The sequence below is a fragment of the Enterobacter sp. PI-10 genome, from assembly GCF_027947695.1.
GTDB classification, from domain to species: Bacteria; Pseudomonadota; Gammaproteobacteria; order Enterobacterales; family Enterobacteriaceae; genus Enterobacter; species Enterobacter vonholyi.
In genome coordinates this window covers 1-18,545 of record NZ_JAJNOG010000012.1, presented here as the reverse complement: position 1 = coordinate 18,545, position 18,545 = coordinate 1, and the positions used below count along the sequence as shown (strand labels likewise).

Genomic DNA, 18,545 nt, shown 5'->3' with positions numbered 1-18,545 from the left:
ATGAATATTGATACTATCACGACCTAAGGTGTGTCAACAATGAAAATGAACTTACCGCCATTTATCGAGATCTACCGCGCCCTGATTGCCACACCGTCCATCAGCGCAACGGAAGAAGCGCTGGATCAGAGCAATGAGTCTTTAATCAATCTGCTGGCGGGTTGGTTTAGCGATCTTGGGTTTAACGTTGAGGTTCAGCCCGTTCCCGGAACCCGCCACAAATTTAACCTGCTCGCCAGCACCGGAACCGGTGCGGGCGGCCTGCTGCTGGCCGGTCATACCGACACCGTGCCGTTTGACGATGGCCGCTGGACGCGCGATCCGTTCACCCTGACCGAGCATGACAACAAGCTCTACGGTTTGGGCACCGCCGACATGAAAGGCTTCTTCGCCTTTATCCTCGACGCGCTGCGTGACGTGGACGTGACGAAGCTGAAAAAACCGCTCTACATTCTGGCGACCGCTGATGAAGAAACCAGCATGGCTGGCGCGCGCTACTTCTCTGAAAACACGTCGATTCGCCCGGATTGCGCGATCATCGGCGAGCCGACGTCGTTGCAACCGATTCGCGCGCACAAAGGCCATATCTCTACGGCCGTGCGCGTGCTCGGCCAGTCCGGCCACTCCAGCGACCCGGCGCGCGGCGTGAACGCCATTGAGCTGATGCATGACGCCATCGGGCGCATCATGGCCCTGCGCGACGATCTGAAAGAGCGCTATCACTATGACGCGTTCACCGTGCCGTATCCGACCCTGAACCTCGGCAGCCTGCACGGCGGCGATGCCTCGAACCGTATATGCGCCTGCTGCGAACTGCATATGGACATCCGCCCGCTGCCGGGTATGACCCTCAGCGATCTCGACGGCCTGCTGAATGAGGCGCTGGCCCCGGTGAGCGAGCGCTGGCCGGGCCGCCTGACTGTCTCCGAACTGCATCCGCCGATCCCGGGTTACGAATGCCCGCCGGACCATCAGCTGGTTGAGGTGGTGGAAAAGCTGCTCGGTGAGAAAACCGACGTGGTGAACTACTGCACCGAAGCGCCGTTTATTCAGACGCTTTGCCCTACGCTGGTCCTTGGCCCCGGCTCCATCAACCAGGCGCACCAGCCGGATGAATATCTGGAAACCCGCTTCATCAAGCCAACCCGCGAACTGATTACTCAGGTTGTGCATCACTTCTGCTGGCATTAAAACCGCACCGTACACCCCATAGGGAGAAGACTGCCTGGTGCGGTCTTTTCCCCTTTACCCAAAGGGCAGTAAGGTCCTGGGCAGGGGATGTCTCACTCCCCATCATGAACTTTCTTCATCTTGTCTGAGCAAACCTCACCGTTATTGTTGATTATTTATGTTGACGTCCCTCTGCTTTTCCGTCATTTTTACATCTGGACGTCTAAACGTATAGAAGTTCACAAGACAACAGACAACGACATGTGATTGATAGAGGTAAGGTATGAGCTTTTTTCACGCCAACCAGCGGGAAGCACTGAATCAGAGCCTGGCCGAAGTAAACGGTCAGATTAACGTCTCTTTTGAATTTTTCCCGCCGCGCACCAGTGAAATGGAGCAAACCCTGTGGAGCTCTATCGATCGTCTCAGCAGCCTGAAGCCGAAGTTCGTTTCCGTGACTTACGGCGCTAACTCCGGCGAGCGCGATCGTACGCACAGCATTATCAAAGGCATCAAAGATCGTACCGGTCTGGAAGCGGCGCCGCACCTCACCTGTATCGACGCGACCCGCGACGAGTTACGGGCTATCGCCCAGGATTACTGGAATAACGGCATCCGTCATATTGTCGCACTGCGCGGTGATCTGCCGCCGGGCAGCGGTAAGCCGGACATGTATGCCGCCGATCTGGTCGCGCTGCTGAAAGACGTGGCTGATTTTGATATCTCCGTTGCCGCTTATCCTGAGGTGCATCCGGAAGCGAAAAGCGCCCAGGCCGATCTGCTTAACCTCAAGCGTAAAGTGGACGCCGGCGCGAATCGCGCCATTACCCAGTTCTTCTTCGATGTCGAAAGCTATCTGCGCTTCCGTGACCGCTGCGTCTCCGCGGGCATCGACGTTGAAATTATCCCAGGTATTCTGCCGGTCTCTAACTTCAAGCAGGCGAAGAAATTCGCTGATATGACCAATGTCCGCATTCCGCTGTGGATGTCCAAAATGTACGAAGGGCTGGACGATGACCCGGAAACCCGCAAGCTGGTGGGGGCTAATATCGCGATGGACATGGTGAAAATTTTAAGCCGTGAAGGAGTGAAAGATTTCCACTTCTACACGCTAAACCGTGCGGAAATGAGCTACGCCATCTGCCACACTCTGGGCGTTCGCCCCGCGTAAAACACCAAAAGCCCTCTTAAATTGAGGGCTTTTTAATAGGGCAAAAAGTTAAAAGGTATCAGCTATCGAATCTGTGGATTAATTCAACTATAACTTATTGCTAGTGGTGTATATCGTAACGGTAACACTGTAAAAGGGAGCATAGCGATGAGCACGTCAGACGAGACCAATAAAGCGGCATCAGTCGGCAAATGCCCGTTCCACCAGGGCGGCGTCGATCACAGCGCGGGCGCAGGTACAGGCAGCCGCGACTGGTGGCCAAAACAACTCCGCATCGATCTTCTTAACCAACATTCCAATCGTTCGAACCCGCTGGGTGAAGACTTCGACTACCGCAAAGAATTCAGCAAACTTGATTACTCCGCCCTTAAAGGCGACCTCAAAGCACTCTTAACCGACTCTCAACCGTGGTGGCCTGCCGACTGGGGCAGCTATGCGGGCCTGTTTATCCGTATGGCCTGGCACGGCGCGGGTACCTATCGCTCCGTTGACGGGCGCGGTGGGGCTGGACGCGGTCAACAGCGCTTTGCGCCGCTGAACTCCTGGCCGGATAACGTAAGCCTGGATAAGGCGCGCCGTCTGCTGTGGCCAATCAAGAAAAAATACGGACAAAAAATTTCCTGGGCTGACCTGTTTATCCTCGCGGGTAACGTGGCGCTGGAAAACTCGGGTTTCCGCACCTTTGGTTTTGGTGCCGGACGTGAAGACGTTTGGGAACCGGATCTGGACGTGAACTGGGGTGATGAGAAAGCCTGGCTGACCCACCGTGACCCGGAAGCGCTGGCGAAGCGTCCGCTGGCTGCCACCGAAATGGGCCTGATCTACGTCAATCCGGAAGGGCCAAACGCCAGCGGCGAGCCGCTGTCAGCGGCGGCAGCGATTCGCGCCACCTTTGGCAACATGGGTATGAACGACGAAGAGACCGTGGCGCTGATTGCAGGCGGCCATACCCTCGGCAAAACCCACGGCGCGGGTGAAGCCACCCACGTGGGTACTGACCCGGAAGCCTCACCGATTGAAGCGCAGGGCCTCGGCTGGGCGAGCACGCTCGGCACGGGCGTGGGCGCTGATGCTATTACCTCCGGTCTGGAAGTCATCTGGTCACAAACCCCGACCCAGTGGAGCAACTACTTCTTCGAGAACCTGTTCAAATTCGAATGGGTGCAGACCCGCAGCCCCGCGGGTGCGATTCAGTTTGAAGCCGTGGATGCGCCGGAAATCATGCCTGACCCGTTCGACCCGTCCAAAAAACGTAAGCCGACGATGCTGGTTACCGACCTGACGCTGCGTTTTGACCCGGAATTCGAAAAGATTTCCCGCCGTTTCCTGAACGACCCGCAGGCCTTTAACGAAGCCTTCGCGCGCGCGTGGTTCAAACTGACCCACCGCGATATGGGACCAAAATCGCGTTACCTCGGCCCGGAAGTGCCGAAAGAAGATCTGATCTGGCAGGACCCGCTGCCGGAGGCGGTATTCAATCCGACCAAAGAGGACATTGAAAGTCTGAAGGCGGAAATTGCGGCCTCTGGCCTCTCCGTGAGCGAGCTGGTTTCTGTGGCCTGGGCGTCGGCATCGACCTTCCGCGGTGGCGATAAGCGTGGCGGCGCCAACGGTGCGCGTCTGGCGCTTGCCCCTCAGCGTGACTGGGACGTGAACGCCGCAGCGGTTCGTGCGCTGCCGGCTCTGGAAGCTATCCAGCGCACCACCAACAAAGCCTCTCTGGCCGACATTATCGTGCTGGCGGGCGTGGTAGGCGTTGAGCAGGCCGCAAAAGCGGCGGGCGTTTACGTCAACGTTCCGTTTACGCCGGGACGCGTGGATGCGCGTCAGGATCAGACGGATATCGAGATGTTTAACCTGCTCGAACCGGTTGCTGATGGCTTCCGCAACTACCGTGCTCAGGTGGATGTGTCCACGACGGAATCCCTGCTGATTGATAAAGCCCAACAGCTGACGCTGACCGCACCGGAGCTGACGGTGCTGATCGGCGGCCTGCGCGTGCTGGGTGCCAACTTTGATGGCAGTAAGAACGGCGTGTTCACCAACCGCGAAGGCGTGCTGAGCAATGATTTCTTCGTGAACCTGCTGGACATGAATACCCAGTGGAAGGCGACCGACGAATCAAATGAGCTGTTTGCCGGAAGCGATCGCGCCAGCGGTGAAGTGAAATATACCGCCACCCGCGCCGATCTGGTCTTCGGTTCAAACGCCGTGCTGCGCGCGCTGGCCGAGGTTTATGCCAGTGATGATGCACACGAGAAGTTTGTCCGCGACTTCGTTGCAGCATGGGCGAGGGTAATGGATCTGGACCGGTTTGACGTGAAGTAACCCTTGTGCCGGGTGGCGGCTACGCCTTACCCGGCCTACGGGCAAAAAAATCCCCGCCGATGCGGGGATTTTTATTCATGCCAGTTACTCCCACTCCTGCAGGAACCGCTGCCCATACTGGTCAGCCACCAGCAGCGCCGCGTAAACCTGATCCGGCGACACGCCGCCAGGCATATTGTGGATGGTTTCTCCTTCCGCACAGGACGCCTCTGCGATCAGCCGCATTTTGGCCGGAATATCTTCTTTAATATTTAGCTGTGCCAGCGTAATCGGCAGCCCCACGCTGTGGCAAAGCGCCGCGACGGTCTCTATTTCTTCTACCGGCGCGTTTTCCAGCACCAGCTGCGTCAGCGTGCCAAACGCCACTTTTTCACCGTGATAGAAGTGGTGCGCGTCCGGTACCGCCGTCATACCGTTATGAATAGCGTGTGCCGCCGCCAGTCCGCCGCTTTCAAATCCTACGCCGCTAAGATAGGTGTTGGCTTCGATAATGCGTTCCAGCGCCGGTGTTACTACATGCTGTTCCGCTGCAAGCATGGCCTTTTCACCCTCTTCAATCAGCGTGTTGTAGCACAGCTCGGCCAGCGCGAGTGCAGCCTGCGTGCATTTGCCGCCCGCCATGGTGGTCGCACCGCTGCGCGAGCAGGCGCGTGCTTCAAACCAGGTCGCCAGCGCATCGCCAATCCCGGCGGCCAGCAGACGTGCCGGCGCACCTGCTACCACTTTGGTATCCACAATGACCATGTTCGGGTTGTGCGGCAGCATCAGGTAGCGATCGAACTCGCCGCTGTCGGTGTAGATAACGGAAAGGGCGCTGCACGGCGCATCGGTGGAGGCAATAGTCGGTGCAATGGCGACGGGCACGTCCATAAAGTGAGCCAGCGCTTTGGCGGTATCCAGCGTTTTACCGCCGCCGATGCCCAGGACTGCCAGGCAGTCGGCGCCGTCGGCCAGTTTTTTCAGCCGATCGATTTCATTTTGTGAACACTCGCCGCCAAATGGCGCTATTTCGGCATAGAGTTCCGCATTTTTAAAACTCTGACGCAGGGTCTCTTCGGCAAAACCCAGCACAAATTTATCGCCGACAACCAGCCAGCGATTGGCCAGGGGTTTCAGATAGTCGCCGAGACGGGTAAGCACATCAGCGCCCTGGATATATTTTCCCGGTGATTGAATGATACGGTCCATAACAGTTCTCCCTTAGAGGTTGAGGTTACCAAACGCGTTTTTCCAGTCCTGCTCGAACTTCTCTATGGCTGACTCTACCGCTGGCGTGCCGAGCATTTGTTGCGCTACGTCTAAGGGAAGCGTGATTGCCTCGCATCCCGCCAACAGGCAGTCCAGCGCCTGACGCGGCGTTTTGAAGCTGGCGGCCAGCACCCTGCTTTCCGGCGCGTGCAGCTCCAGAAGGGACTGCAGTTCCTGGACCATGCGAATGCCGTCCCCGCCCTGAGCGTCAACGCGGTTTACATACGGCGCGACATATTTCGCTCCTGCGAGTGCGGCGAGCAAGCCCTGCGCCGCGCTGTAAACGGCGGTTCCCAGCGTGGTTATCCCCTCTTTTTTCAATGCTTTAATCGCGATGAGCCCCTGAGCCGTCACCGGGATTTTCACCACAATTTCCGGGATGGCGTTACTTAAACGTTTGGCTTCCTCCACCATGCCTTCTGCATCGCGGCTCATGGTTTGAGCAAACAGCGTGCCTTCTGGCCCGATGGCTTTTTGCAGGCGCGGCAGCACGTCCCAAATGGATTCACGGCTGGCGGCAATGATGCTCGGATTGGTGGTGACGCCCGCTATGGGAAAAATGCGCGCCAGGCGTTCAACTTCCGCCACGTTGGCGGTATCCAGGTACAGTTCCATTATTTTTCCTTAAGTCAGAAAGGTTGAATAAAGGATAAGGCGTGGGCAGGCAGAGCGGATACAGGCCAATTTTGCTAAATACTGGACAAATGTAATGTCCTTAACGAAGTGCGAGAGCGATCACAGTGCTATTTTTTGGCGATCAGCTGACTGTGGTACTGACGTCGATATTCGGAAGGGGAACGTTCGGTGTGCTTGCGAAAGAGACGGCAAAAGTAGTTGCTGTCCGTAAATCCGCAGCGTGGGGCGATATCTTTAATTTTGAGATCGTAGCCTTTCAGCAGCTGGCGCGCATGTTCCAGGCGCGTTTTTGTTAAATACTCATTGAATCCGACGCTGCCGACTTTCTGGAATAGATGGGAAAGGTAGTTTGGTGTGATGTAGAACGCCTGTGCCACGGATTTGCGAGTTAACAAAGAGGCATAATTTTCTTCGATATAGCTCCGAACGGCTTCGAATAGTGCCCGGCTACGGCTGTCGGTATGAATTTCGCTGCCAAGCAGATCCCGGCAGTGGCTGAGCAAGCTTAAAACCACCAGCCTTGCTGTGTCCTGCTCCTCAGGCTGCATCTGTAATTCGGTAAGCGTTTGAAGAAGAAAAGCCCCCGTTCGCGGGCCGCGTCGGGCAATCTGGAACTGCTGTAAAAGCGTATTGTCATGCTGTAACTCGATAGTCAGCAGCTGCTTACCGAAATGTATGCTCAGGGGGTGAGGCGCGGGAGGCGTGATTTGTCCAAAAAAAGAAAACATAGCCTCGCAGGGGGTATCAAGGGTAATGCCGAGGCAGGGAGAGGTCCGGGGGTGCTGTTCAGCCAGCGCTGAGAAATGAATCTGACCCAGCGGTAACGTGCGGTTCACCAGGTCAGTCAAAATTTGGGTGATATCGGAATGCATAAGGAGACTACCGAATTTTGCCGGGTGGCGCCGACGCTTACCCGGCCTACTTATCGTAGGCCCGTGCAAGCGCAGCGCCGCCGGGCGTAAAGCATTAGCCGGTGTTACGCATACCCGCCGCAACGCCCGCAATCGTCACCATCAGCGCCTGTTCAACACGCGGATCCGGCTCTTTCCCTTCTTCTTCCGCCAGACGCGAACGGTGCAGCAGCTCTGCCTGCAGGACGTTCAGCGGGTCGGTGTAGATGTTACGTAGTTGAATAGACTCGGCAATCCACGGCAGGTCCGCCATCAGGTGTGAGTCGTTGGCGATGTCCAGCACCACCTTGATGTCGCCTTCCAGCAGTTCGCGCAGCTCTTTGCCCAGCGCCCACAGCTCAGGTTTCACCAGACGCTGATCGTAGTATTCCGCCAGCCACAGGTCAGCTTTCGAGAAGACCATCTCCAGCATGCCCAGACGGGTAGAGAAGAATGGCCAGTCGCGACACATGGTCTCCAGCTCGCTCTGTTTACCGTCTTCCACCACTTTTTGCAGCGCGGCACCAGCACCCAGCCAGGCGGGCAGCATCAAACGGTTTTGCGTCCAGGCGAAGATCCACGGGATCGCGCGCAGAGACTCTACGCCACCGGTCGGGCGACGCTTCGCAGGACGTGAGCCCAGCGGCAGTTTACCCAGCTCCTGCTCAGGCGTGGCCGAGCGGAAGTAAGGAACGAAATCTTTGTTTTCACGCACGTAGCCGCGGTACAGATCGCAGGAGATATCAGACAGCTCGTCCATGATATGGCACCAGGATGCTTTCGGCTCCGGCGGCGGCAGCAGGTTTGCTTCCAGGATAGCGCTGGTATAAAGCGACAGGCTGCTGATGGTCACTTCCGGCAGACCGTATTTGAAGCGGATCATCTCGCCCTGCTCGGTGACGCGCAGGCCGCCTTTCAGGCTTCCCGGCGGCTGTGACAGAAGGGCTGCGTGTGCAGGCGCGCCGCCACGGCCAATCGAGCCACCGCGTCCGTGGAACAGGGTCAGCTCAATACCGGCTTTCTCGCAGGTTTTGATCAGGGCATCCTGCGCCTGATACTGCGCCCAGGATGCCGCCATCACGCCTGCATCTTTCGCGGAATCGGAATAGCCGATCATCACCATCTGTTTGCCCTGGATAAAGCCGCGGTACCAGTCGATATTCAGCAGCTGGGTCATGACGTCGTTGGCGTTATTCAGGTCGTCGAGGGTCTCAAACAGCGGGGCGACCGGCAGGGCGTAGTCAATTCCCGCTTCTTTCAGCAGAAGGTGAACGCCCAGCACGTCGGAAGGGGTCTTCGCCATAGAGATCACATAGGCGGCCACCGATCCTTTCGGCGCGTCCACGATCGCTTTACAGGTGTTGAGCACCTCGCGGGTTTCGTTGCTTGGCTCCCAGTTGCGCGGCAGCAGAGGGCGCTTCGAGTTCAGCTCGCGGATCAGGAAGGCCTGTTTGTCGGCTTCGGACCAGCTTTCATAGTCGCCGATGCCGAGGTAGCGGGTCAGCTCGCCCAGCGCTTCGGTATGGCGGGTACTTTCCTGACGTACGTCGATACGCACCAGCGGCACGCCGAAACACTTCACGCGGCGCAGGGTGTCGAGCAGTTCGCCGTTAGCGATGATGCCCATCCCACAGGCCTGGAGTGATTTATAACAGGCGTACAGCGGCTCCCAGAGCTGTTCGTTCTGGCTAAGCAGGCCTTCTGGTTTTGGCAGGCGCTGACCTTTCAGACGCGCTTCCAGCCACGCCTGAGTGGCCATCAGCTGACCGCGCAGTTTTTTCATCAGGAAACGGTACGGTTCGCTGGCACCCTCTTCACCTGCCAGCGCGCGTAGTTCCGGCGTCGCTTCAACCATCGACAGCTCGGAGATCAGCACCTGAATGTCTTTCAGGAACAGGTCGGTCGCTTTCCAGCGGCTCAGCAGCAGGACGTGACGGGTAATTTCCGCGGTCACGTTCGGGTTGCCGTCGCGGTCGCCGCCCATCCAGGAGGTGAAGCGGACCGGAACGAAATCGACCGGCAGGCGGTAGCCAAGGTTCTCTTCCAGCTGTTCGTTCAGCTCGCGCAGGTAGTTCGGCACCCCTTCCCACAGGCTGTTTTCTACTACCGCAAAGCCCCATTTAGCTTCGTCCACCGGGCTTGGGCGATGCTTACGAATTTCATCGGTGTGCCAGGACTGGGCAATCAGCTGGCGCAGACGACGCATCAGCTGGTTGCGTTCGTAGTCGGCAATGTCTTTGTTATCCAACTGCTTCAGACAGTTGTTCACTTCCACCATTTTGTGGATCAGGGTGCGACGGGTAATTTCAGTGGGGTGTGCGGTCAGCACCAGCTCCAGCGAAAGTGACTCCACCGCTTTTTTGATGGTGGCTTCGTTGAGGTCTGGCTGGTCTTTCAGTTTACGAAGGGTGCGGGCAATGACTTCCGGGTTGCTTGCCGCTTCGCCATTTGGCGAAATGCTGTGGTATTGCTCAGCGGTGTTAGCCAGGTTCAGGAACTGGCTGAATGCGCGCGCAACGGGCAGCAGCTCATCGTTTGAGAGGTTCTGCAAGGTGGTGAGCAGCTCCTGACGACTGGCCTCGTTACCGGCACGGGAAGATTTAGACAGCTTGCGGATGGTTTCAACGCGGTCGAGGATGTTCTCCCCCAACGCGTCTTTGATGGTATCTCCAAGCACTTTGCCGAGCATACTGACATTACTACGCAACGCGGAATATTGTTCGTTCATAAAAACCCAGTCACCCCATCATTTTTGTTTATGCCCAGGCGAAAATTTTCTGGACATTATTTTGTCATCTCCCTTTATAAAGCCACGTAAAACCCCCGTCGTCAATTGCTGCGAAAACGGTTCAGCAAACGAATAAATGAGGGCAATTTACGAAATTTAATTCGCATTGCGCCAGATAAGAGATGCTTATGAAAATCTTCAGGGGAAAGGGATTAATCACTAAAAATGGCAACTGCGATTGCCATTTTGCTTTTATCTCCGGTTTTTTACGCAAAAAAAAAGCGGACCACGGGGTCCGCAAAAGTTCACGTTGGCTTTAGTTGTTCGAGTTTTGAGAGAAACTCGTTGACGGTGCGGGGACGTCAAGGGTCAAACACGTGCCGCCTCGTCTATGTGGTGTATTATTCAACAGAATGCTTGATAGGGATAATCGTTCGTTGCTATGCTATCTATCGCCATGAACTATCGTGGCGACGGAGGATGAATAATGAATATTCGTGATCTTGAATACCTGGTAGCGTTAGCCGAGCATCGTCACTTTCGCCGCGCGGCAGATTCCTGCCACGTCAGCCAGCCCACGCTGAGCGGCCAGATCCGCAAGCTTGAAGACGAGCTGGGCGTGATGCTGCTGGAGCGCACCAGTCGTAAGGTTCTGTTCACACAGGCAGGTCTTCTGCTGGTGGATCAGGCGCGCACCGTGCTGCGCGAGGTCAAAGTGCTCAAGGAAATGGCAAGCCAGCAGGGGGAGGCCATGTCCGGCCCGCTGCATATTGGCCTGATCCCAACCGTTGGCCCGTACCTGTTGCCGCACATCATTCCGATGCTGCACCAGACGTTCCCGAAACTCGAAATGTACCTGCACGAAGCGCAAACCCATCAGCTGCTGGCGCAGCTGGACAGCGGCAAGCTCGACTGCGCCATTCTTGCACTGGTAAAAGAGAGTGAAGCCTTTATTGAAGTACCGCTGTTCGATGAGCCGATGATACTGGCGATCTATGAAGATCACCCGTGGGCGAACCGCGATCGCGTGCCGATGGCCGATCTGGCCGGAGAAAAGCTGCTGATGCTGGAAGATGGCCACTGCCTGCGCGACCAGGCTATGGGCTTCTGCTTCGAAGCGGGTGCCGATGAAGATACCCATTTCCGGGCAACCAGTCTGGAAACGCTGCGTAATATGGTGGCGGCGGGAAGCGGTATTACGCTTCTGCCTGCGCTGGCGGTGCCGCACGAGCGTAAACGTGATGGCGTGGTCTATCTGCCATGCATTAAGCCGGAACCGCGTCGTACGATTGGCCTGGTTTATCGTCCGGGTTCACCGCTGCGCAGCCGCTATGAGCAGCTGGCAGAGGCCATCCGCGGTGCAATGGATGGCCATTTTGACAGCGCGTTAAAACAGGCGGTTTAAGCCGTTCAGCGCGGCTACCCGATAGGCTTCCGCCATGGTCGGGTAGTTAAAGGTGGTGTTGACGAAGTACTCAATGGTGTTACCACCACCTTTCTGCTCCATGATTGCCTGGCCGATATGAATGATTTCCGCGGCGCGTTCACCGAAGCAGTGAATCCCGAGGATCTCTTTCGTCTCGCGATGGAAAAGAATTTTCAGCGTTCCCACGCTCATCCCCACGATTTGCGCCCGCGCCAGATGTTTAAACTGCGCACGACCCACCTCGTAAGGCACCTTCATTGACGTTAGCTGCTGCTCGGTTTTCCCGACTGAACTGATTTCCGGGATGGTATAGATGCCCGTCGGAATATCTTCAATCAGGTGCGCCGTTGCTTCACCCTTCACCAGCGCCTGAGCGGCAATTCGGCCCTGATCGTAGGCAGCAGAGGCCAGGCTCGGGTAGCCAATCACGTCACCAACCGCGTAGACGTGCGGCAGGGCGGTCTGATACATGCTGTTGACCTTGAGCTGACCACGGCTGTCGGTCTCAAGCCCGATATTTTCCAGCTGCAGGGAATCGGTGTTGCCGGTACGGCCGTTGGCGTACAGCAGGCAGTCTGCTTTCAGCTTCTTGCCGGACTTCAGGTGCATGATCACCCCGTCGTCACAGCCTTCAATTTTCTCGTACTCTTCGTTGTGACGAATCACCACGCCGCTGTTCCAGAAGTGGTAGGAGAGGGAGTCAGACATCTCCTGATCGAGGAAAGCCAGCAGGCGGTCGCGGGTGTTGATCAGGTCAACTTTGACGTCCATCCCGCGGAAGATCGACGCATATTCGCAACCAATGACCCCTGCGCCATAAATAATGACGTGGCGGGGTTCATGGTGCAGGCTCAGAATCGAATCGCTGTCGTAGACGCGTGGGTGCGAGAAATCGACGTCGGCGGGATGGTACGGGCGTGAACCGCAGGCAATCACAAATTTTTCAGCCGTGATGGTTTCAACCGAACCGTCGTGGCATTCGAGTGCCAGGGTGTGTTCATCCACAAAATGCGCGTTGCCCTGCAAAATTTCACAGTGGTTACGCTCATAAAATCCCTGACGCATGCGTGTCTGCTGGTTAATAACGGTATCCGCGTGATTCAGGATGTCAGCAAAAGAGGAACGAAGAAGTCGGGAGTGGTCGCTGTAAAGAGGGTTCTGGTTAAATTCGATAATGCGGCTAACGGCGTGGCGGAGGGCTTTCGAAGGGATGGTGCCCCAGTGGGTGCAACCGCCGCCGACATTATGGTAGCGCTCGATGACCGCTACTCTGGCTCCCTGTTTCACCAGACCCATAGCAGCACCTTCGCCGCCGGGGCCGGAACCAATAACTATTGCGTCGTAATCGTAGGAATGTGGCATGGTAAGGCTTACCTGTTCTTATACATAAAAGCAACAGAATCATAACATCATTGCCGGAGTAACCCAATTATCGTTGTGCTTTTTTCCGGCAGTGGAGCACAAACCGCACGTAAACAATCATTCACAAAGCCAGACAAACAGATTAATTTTATTCTCTGGTATAGTGCCATCAGGCCTTTGGAAGGATTCAACTATCGTGATGGGCGTAAGAGCACAACAAAAAGAGAAAACCCGGCGTTCGCTGGTGGAAGCCGCATTCAGTCAACTGAGTGCTGAGCGGAGTTTTGCCAGTTTGAGCCTGCGCGAAGTCGCACGCGAGGCCGGGATTGCGCCAACGTCCTTCTATCGTCATTTCCGTGATGTGGATGAACTGGGCCTGACTATGGTCGACGAGAGCGGTCTGATGCTGCGCCAGCTGATGCGCCAGGCGCGTCAGCGTATCGCCAAAGGGGGCAGCGTGATCCGCACCTCCGTATCGACCTTTATGGAATTTATCGGCAATAACCCCAACGCGTTTCGTCTGCTTCTGCGCGAGCGTTCGGGCACATCGGCGGCGTTTCGTGCCGCCGTCGCGCGTGAAATTCAGCATTTCATCGCGGAACTTGCCGACTATCTTGAACTCGAAAACCATATGCCGCGTGCCTTTACTGAAGCACAGGCTGAGGCGATGGTGACGATTGTTTTCAGCGCGGGTGCCGAAGCGCTGGACGTCAGCATTGAACAACGCAAGCAGCTCGAAGAGCGACTGGTATTGCAGCTCAGGATGATCTCCAAAGGCGCGTACTACTGGTATCGCCGTGAACAAGAGAAACTGGCACATCAAACCGAAGAGTGAAGGTGAGTAATGAAACAGTCAGGTCAGGATAAAGGGACGCTGTTGCTGGCATTGATCGCTGGCTTATCCATTAATGGTACGTTTGCCGCTATTTTTAGCTCAATCGTTCCATTTTCGATTTTCCCGCTTATAGCGCTGGTGCTGACGGTTTACTGCCTGCATCAACGTTACCTGAACCGCACCATGCCGGTGGGGTTACCGGGGCTGGCCGCTGCCTGCTTTATTCTGGGCGTATTGCTGTATAGCACCGTGGTTCGCGCGGAGTATCCGGATATCGGCTCTAACTTCTTCCCTGCGGTACTGTCTGTGGCGCTGGTGTTCTGGATTGGCTCGCGCATGCGTAGCCGCAAGAGCCAGTTACCGGAGTAGAGAATTTTGTAGGGCAGGTAAGCGAAGCGCCACCTGCCAAAATGCCGGATATTTACTTAGCCGTCAGAAGTACGCCGCACTCCATATGGTGCGTATACGGGAACTGATCGAACAGTGCCAGACGTTCAACCTTGTGCGTCTGGCCTAACGTTTCCAGGTTCTTGCACAGGGTCTCCGGATTACAGGAGATGTACAAAATACGCGGGTACGCCTGCACCATCTTCTCGGTTTCGCTGTCCAGGCCACTGCGCGGCGGGTCTACAAAAATCGTCTCACACTGGTAGCTCTTCAGATCGATCCCTTCCAGGCGGTTAAACTGGCGTACGCCGTTCATCGCCTGCGTGAATTCTTCCGCGGCCATACGAATGATCTGCACGTTGTCGATATGGTTAGCGGCAATATTGTACTGCGCGGCGGCTACCGACGGCTTGGCGATTTCCGTTGCGAGGACGCGGTCGAAATTACGCGCCAGCGCCAGCGAGAAATTGCCGTTACCGCAGTAGAGCTCAAGCAGATCGCCCGTTGACCCTTCCGTCGCCTTCAGCGCCCACTCCAGCATCTGCACGTTCATCGCGGCATTCGGCTGGGTGAAGCTGTTTTCCACCTGACGATAGACCATCTCTTTACCCGCCACAGGCAGGCGCTCGTCGACGTAGTCCTGATCCAGCATGATTTTGGTTTTTGTCGCCCGGCCAATCAGGTGAACGTTGATATTCTGCGCCCGTAGCGCATCGCGCAGCGCTTCTGCCTGCTCGCGCCACTCGTCGTTCAGCGCTTTGTGGTATAGCAAGGAGACAATCGCCTGATTGCTTTGCGTGGTCAGGTAGTCAATCTGGAACAGCTTGTTACGCAGCATCGGATTGTTGCGCACGCCGTCCATTATCAGCGTCATCAGCTGGTTGATAAGCTCACTCGCTGCCGGGAAGCTGTCCACGCGGATACGGGACTTCGTCTGCTGATCGAAAATGATGTGGTACAGGTCGTCACCGTCGTGCCAGATGCGGAATTCGGCGCGCATGCGGTAGTGGCTGACTGGAGAGCGGAACACCTCGGGAACGGGCGCGTTGAAAGGCGTCATCATACTTTGCAGGCGGACAACTTTTTCTGCCAGCTGCGCGTCGTACTGTTCTGTCGGGAGGTGTTCTGGGGTCATGATGCGTCCTGAGTGATAAAGAATTACGCGGCGATTGTAGGCATTGTTCAGGGGATGTCCAGATTTAATGGCCAATAGCTGTCTGGACATCCATACGTGTCTAATTGTAGCATTCTGTTTCCGGTCTCCTGAGAGTGAAAAGGGAATCCAGTGTAAATCTGGAGCTGACGCGCAGCGGTAAAGACTGGCGGGATGAGCGTTGTAGACACTGTGAAAATGGGAAGTCTTCATCCTTATATAGCCACCTAGCCCGAAGACCTGCCGGGATCACGTCGCATTTGGTTTCATCATCGCGTGCTATCGATGAGGCCTGCGGCATCCTTCTTATATTGTGGATGCTTTAACAATGATTAAAAAAGTATCGCTGTTGACGGCGTTGTCCGTCACGGCATTTTCGGGCTGGGCGCAGGATAGCGCAGACTCGTTGGTGGTGACGGCAAATCGTTTTGAACAACCGGCAAAAACTGTTCTGGCACCGACGTCCGTGGTGACGCGCGAAGATATTGAACGCTGGCAGGCCAGAAGCGTGGTGGAAATCATGTCACGTCTGCCTGGCGTGGATATCGCGCAAAGCGGTGGAATGGGCTCGAACTCTTCGACTTTTATTCGCGGAACGGAATCTCGCCATGTGCTGGTGCTGATTGACGGTATTCCTTTGAATAACGCCGGGATCAGCAACGTTCCCGATCTGAGCCAAATCCCAACCTCGCTGATTCAGCGTATTGAGTACATCCGTGGTCCGCGTTCGGCCCTGTATGGCTCCGATGCGATTGGCGGCGTGATCAACATCATCACCGGACGTGACAAGCCGGGTGCGGAAATCTCAGCGGGCGTCGGCTCTAAGGGTTATCAGACCTATGACGGCGCTTTCCAGCAGGTGCTGGATAAAACCAAAATCACCATGGCGGGTAACTACACCTATACCCGTGGTTTTGATATTGATGCCAAAGATGCTCCGCGCCAGCCGGACCGCGATGGCTTTATGAGTAAAACGCTGTACGGCTCCGTGGAACAGCAGATTACCGATAGCGTGAGCGGCTTCTTCCGTGGCTTTGGTTATGACAACCGCACCGCGTACGACGGTTACGATCACTACGACGACAACTTTATGGTGGATGGACGACCTGATACTCGCCAGCTCTATAGCCAGAACTGGGATACCGGTCTGCGTTACAACCAGGGGATTTTCCAGTCACAGCTGGTCGCGGGTTACGGTCGCAGTAAAGATCAGAACTATGATCCGAAGAAAGGGCGTTACGCTGATTCCGCCACCATGGATGACGTGAAGCAGTACACCACCCAATGGCTCAACACCGTGGAAGTCGGTCACGGCAACATTGGCGCAGGTCTGGACTGGCAAAAGCAGAAGACGCAGGCCGGAACGGGCTACCTGGATAAAGGGTACGAGCAACGCAATACCGGCGTGTTTGTTTCGGCAATGCAGCAGTTCAGCAGCGTGACGCTGGAAGCGGCGGCGCGTAATGACGACAACTCCAACTTTGGTAACCATGGCACATGGCAAACCAGCGCGGCGTGGGAGTTTGTGGATGGCTATCGCGTGATTGCCTCCTACGGTACCGCATTTAAAGCACCAACCATGAGCCAGATCCACAGCGCCTCTTATGGTAACCCGGACCTCAAACCGGAAGAGAGTAAGCAGTGGGAAGGGGGCTTTGAAGGTCTGACGGGACCGGTCAACTGGCGTATCACCGGCTATCGAAATGACATTGATAATCTTATTAACAGCGATCCGCATACGTATCGTTACTACAACGTTGACGAAGCACGTATTAAAGGTGTGGAAGCGACGGCACAGTTCGATACTGGCCCGGTCGGACATCAGATTTCATATGATTACGTCGACCCGCGTAATGCCAAAACCAACGAAGTACTGGCCCGCCGTTCTAAGCAGCAGGTTAAGTACCAGCTTGACTGGCAGGTATGGGATCTCGACTGGAACCTTGCCTACCGTTATCTGGGCACCCGCTATGATGTCGCGATTGATCCTGACACCTATTCGTCAGAACGCGTGAAAATGGGCGGTGTCAGCCTTTGGGATGTCGCAGTTTCGTATCCTGTCACCTCACATCTCACAGTTCGTGGTAAAATAGCCAACCTGTTCGATAAAGATTACGAGACAGTTTATGGCTACCAAACTGCAGGACGGGAATACACCTTGTCTGGCAGCTACACCTTCTAATCCGCGTCCCACCGTGCTGGTGTTTGATTCCGGCGTCGGTGGGCTTTCGGTCTATGATGAGATTCGGCATCTCCTGCCGGATCTCCATTACATCTACGCCTTCGATAACGTCGCTTTCCCGTATGGGGAAAAGAGCGAAGATTTTATTGTTGAGCGTGTGGTTGAAATCGTCACTGCGGTACAAAAACGCTATCCCCTTGCGCTGGCCGTCATCGCCTGTAATACGGCGAGCACCGTTTCTCTTCCCGCCCTGCGTGAAAAATTCCAGTTCCCGGTTGTGGGCGTTGTCCCTGCAATAAAGCCTGCCGCGCGTCTGACGGCGAACGGCATAGTGGGTTTGCTGGCAACGCGAGGCACGGTAAAGCGTCCTTATACCCGCGAGTTGATCGACCGTTTTGCTAACGAATGTCAGATTGCGATGCTGGGCTCGGCCGAGCTGGTGGAGATGGCCGAAGCGAAGCTGCATGGAAAGGCGGTATCACTCGACGAGCTGCGTCGTATTCTTCGTCCGTGGCTGCGGATGCCCGAACCTCCGGATACCGTTGTGCTGGGCTGTACCCACTTCCCGCTATTACAGGAAGAGTTATTGGAGGTGTTACCGGAGGGGACGCGCCTGGTGGATTCGGGTGCGGCTATCGCTCGTCGTACTGCCTGGCTGCTGGAACACGAAGCGCCGGATGCGAAATCTACCGATGCGAATATCGCGTTTTGTATGGCTATCACGAAAGAGACTGAGCAACTTTTACCCGTTTTACGCCGTTATGGCTTTGAAACGCTCGAAAAACTGGCGCTATAGCACGGTTTTGAGCAAAAAAGAGACGGTTGAAAGTTTTTTTTAAAAGAGGGGTTGTCAACGTCTGAGAACTCCCTATAATGCGCCTCCACTGACACGGAACAACGGCTTACAGGCCGCCGGGTTAGCGGGGTTCAGAGATGAACACCAGCAGAGAAAAGCGAAAATAATCACTTGACTCTGAACGAGGAAAACGTAATATACGGGACCTCGCAACGGTGAGCGAAAGCCGCGTT

14 protein-coding genes and 1 riboswitch are annotated in these 18,545 nt (G+C 55.8%); of the genes, 8 read left to right on the top strand and 6 right to left on the bottom strand.

The window, feature by feature from the left end:
- Positions 1-39 precede the first annotated feature (39 nt).
- From argE to katG, 3 genes are all read left to right on the top strand, one after another.
- Entirely contained in the window at positions 40-1,191 is a 1,152-nt protein-coding gene (gene argE, locus LRM19_RS19650) for an acetylornithine deacetylase (protein ID WP_047653031.1), read from the top strand.
- A 262-nt stretch (positions 1,192-1,453) separates the two neighbouring features.
- The gene (gene metF, locus LRM19_RS19645) at positions 1,454-2,341 is read left to right on the top strand and encodes a methylenetetrahydrofolate reductase (protein WP_023309676.1); all 888 of its coding nucleotides are present in this window, start codon (positions 1,454-1,456) and stop codon (positions 2,339-2,341) included.
- Between the two features lie 147 nt (positions 2,342-2,488).
- On the top strand, positions 2,489-4,669 hold the full coding sequence (gene katG / locus LRM19_RS19640) for a catalase/peroxidase HPI (RefSeq protein ID WP_111963967.1): 2,181 nt from the start codon (positions 2,489-2,491) through the stop codon (positions 4,667-4,669).
- Between the two features lie 84 nt (positions 4,670-4,753).
- Here katG and gldA read toward each other — a convergent pair whose 3' ends face one another.
- From gldA to ppc, 4 genes are all read right to left on the bottom strand, one after another.
- The gene (gene gldA / locus LRM19_RS19635) at positions 4,754-5,857 is read right to left on the bottom strand and encodes a bifunctional L-1,2-propanediol dehydrogenase/glycerol dehydrogenase (RefSeq protein ID WP_111963968.1); all 1,104 of its coding nucleotides are present in this window, start codon (positions 5,855-5,857) and stop codon (positions 4,754-4,756) included.
- A gap of 12 nt (positions 5,858-5,869) precedes the next feature.
- A complete protein-coding gene (fsa, locus tag LRM19_RS19630) occupies positions 5,870-6,532 on the bottom strand; it encodes a fructose-6-phosphate aldolase (protein ID WP_271369671.1) in 663 nt (220 codons plus the stop codon).
- Between the two features lie 128 nt (positions 6,533-6,660).
- Entirely contained in the window at positions 6,661-7,425 is a 765-nt protein-coding gene (locus LRM19_RS19625) for a helix-turn-helix transcriptional regulator (protein WP_271369670.1), read from the bottom strand.
- A gap of 94 nt (positions 7,426-7,519) precedes the next feature.
- Positions 7,520-10,171: a phosphoenolpyruvate carboxylase gene (gene ppc / locus LRM19_RS19620; protein WP_047653049.1), complete on the bottom strand. Its 2,652-nt coding sequence runs from the start codon at positions 10,169-10,171 to the stop codon at positions 7,520-7,522.
- Positions 10,172-10,658: 487 nt separating this feature from the next.
- Here ppc and oxyR point away from each other — a divergent pair, with 487 nt between their 5' ends.
- Positions 10,659-11,576: a DNA-binding transcriptional regulator OxyR gene (oxyR, locus tag LRM19_RS19615; RefSeq protein WP_271369669.1), complete on the top strand. Its 918-nt coding sequence runs from the start codon at positions 10,659-10,661 to the stop codon at positions 11,574-11,576.
- Here oxyR and sthA read toward each other — a convergent pair.
- Positions 11,559-12,959, bottom strand: a complete 1,401-nt coding sequence (sthA, locus tag LRM19_RS19610; protein WP_008501785.1) for a Si-specific NAD(P)(+) transhydrogenase — start codon at positions 12,957-12,959, stop codon at positions 11,559-11,561. The two genes, oxyR and sthA, sit on opposite strands and share 18 nt — an antisense overlap.
- 196 nt (positions 12,960-13,155) lie before the next feature.
- Here sthA and fabR point away from each other — a divergent pair, with 196 nt between their 5' ends.
- Together fabR and LRM19_RS19600 are read left to right on the top strand one after the other, a co-directional pair.
- A complete protein-coding gene (gene fabR, locus LRM19_RS19605) occupies positions 13,156-13,794 on the top strand; it encodes an HTH-type transcriptional repressor FabR (protein WP_008501784.1) in 639 nt (212 codons plus the stop codon).
- 9 nt (positions 13,795-13,803) lie between these two features.
- Entirely contained in the window at positions 13,804-14,163 is a 360-nt protein-coding gene (locus LRM19_RS19600) for a YijD family membrane protein (RefSeq protein ID WP_008501783.1), read from the top strand.
- Between the two features lie 52 nt (positions 14,164-14,215).
- Here the strand turns inward: LRM19_RS19600 and trmA are convergent, their stop codons facing one another.
- The gene (gene trmA / locus LRM19_RS19595) at positions 14,216-15,316 is read right to left on the bottom strand and encodes a tRNA (uridine(54)-C5)-methyltransferase TrmA (RefSeq protein WP_111963978.1); all 1,101 of its coding nucleotides are present in this window, start codon (positions 15,314-15,316) and stop codon (positions 14,216-14,218) included.
- Positions 15,317-15,420: 104 nt separating this feature from the next.
- Positions 15,421-15,596, top strand: a riboswitch (cobalamin riboswitch).
- 66 nt (positions 15,597-15,662) lie between these two features.
- Between trmA and btuB the strand changes: the two genes are divergently transcribed.
- The gene (gene btuB / locus LRM19_RS19590; protein ID WP_271369668.1) at positions 15,663-17,516 is read left to right on the top strand and encodes a TonB-dependent vitamin B12 receptor BtuB; all 1,854 of its coding nucleotides are present in this window, start codon (positions 15,663-15,665) and stop codon (positions 17,514-17,516) included.
- Positions 17,461-18,312 (top strand): glutamate racemase, encoded by an 852-nt coding sequence (murI, locus tag LRM19_RS19585; RefSeq protein ID WP_023309660.1) that lies wholly within the window; start codon positions 17,461-17,463, stop codon positions 18,310-18,312. Before btuB ends, murI begins: the two co-directional genes overlap by 56 nt.
- The last annotated feature ends 233 nt before the right edge of the window (positions 18,313-18,545 follow it).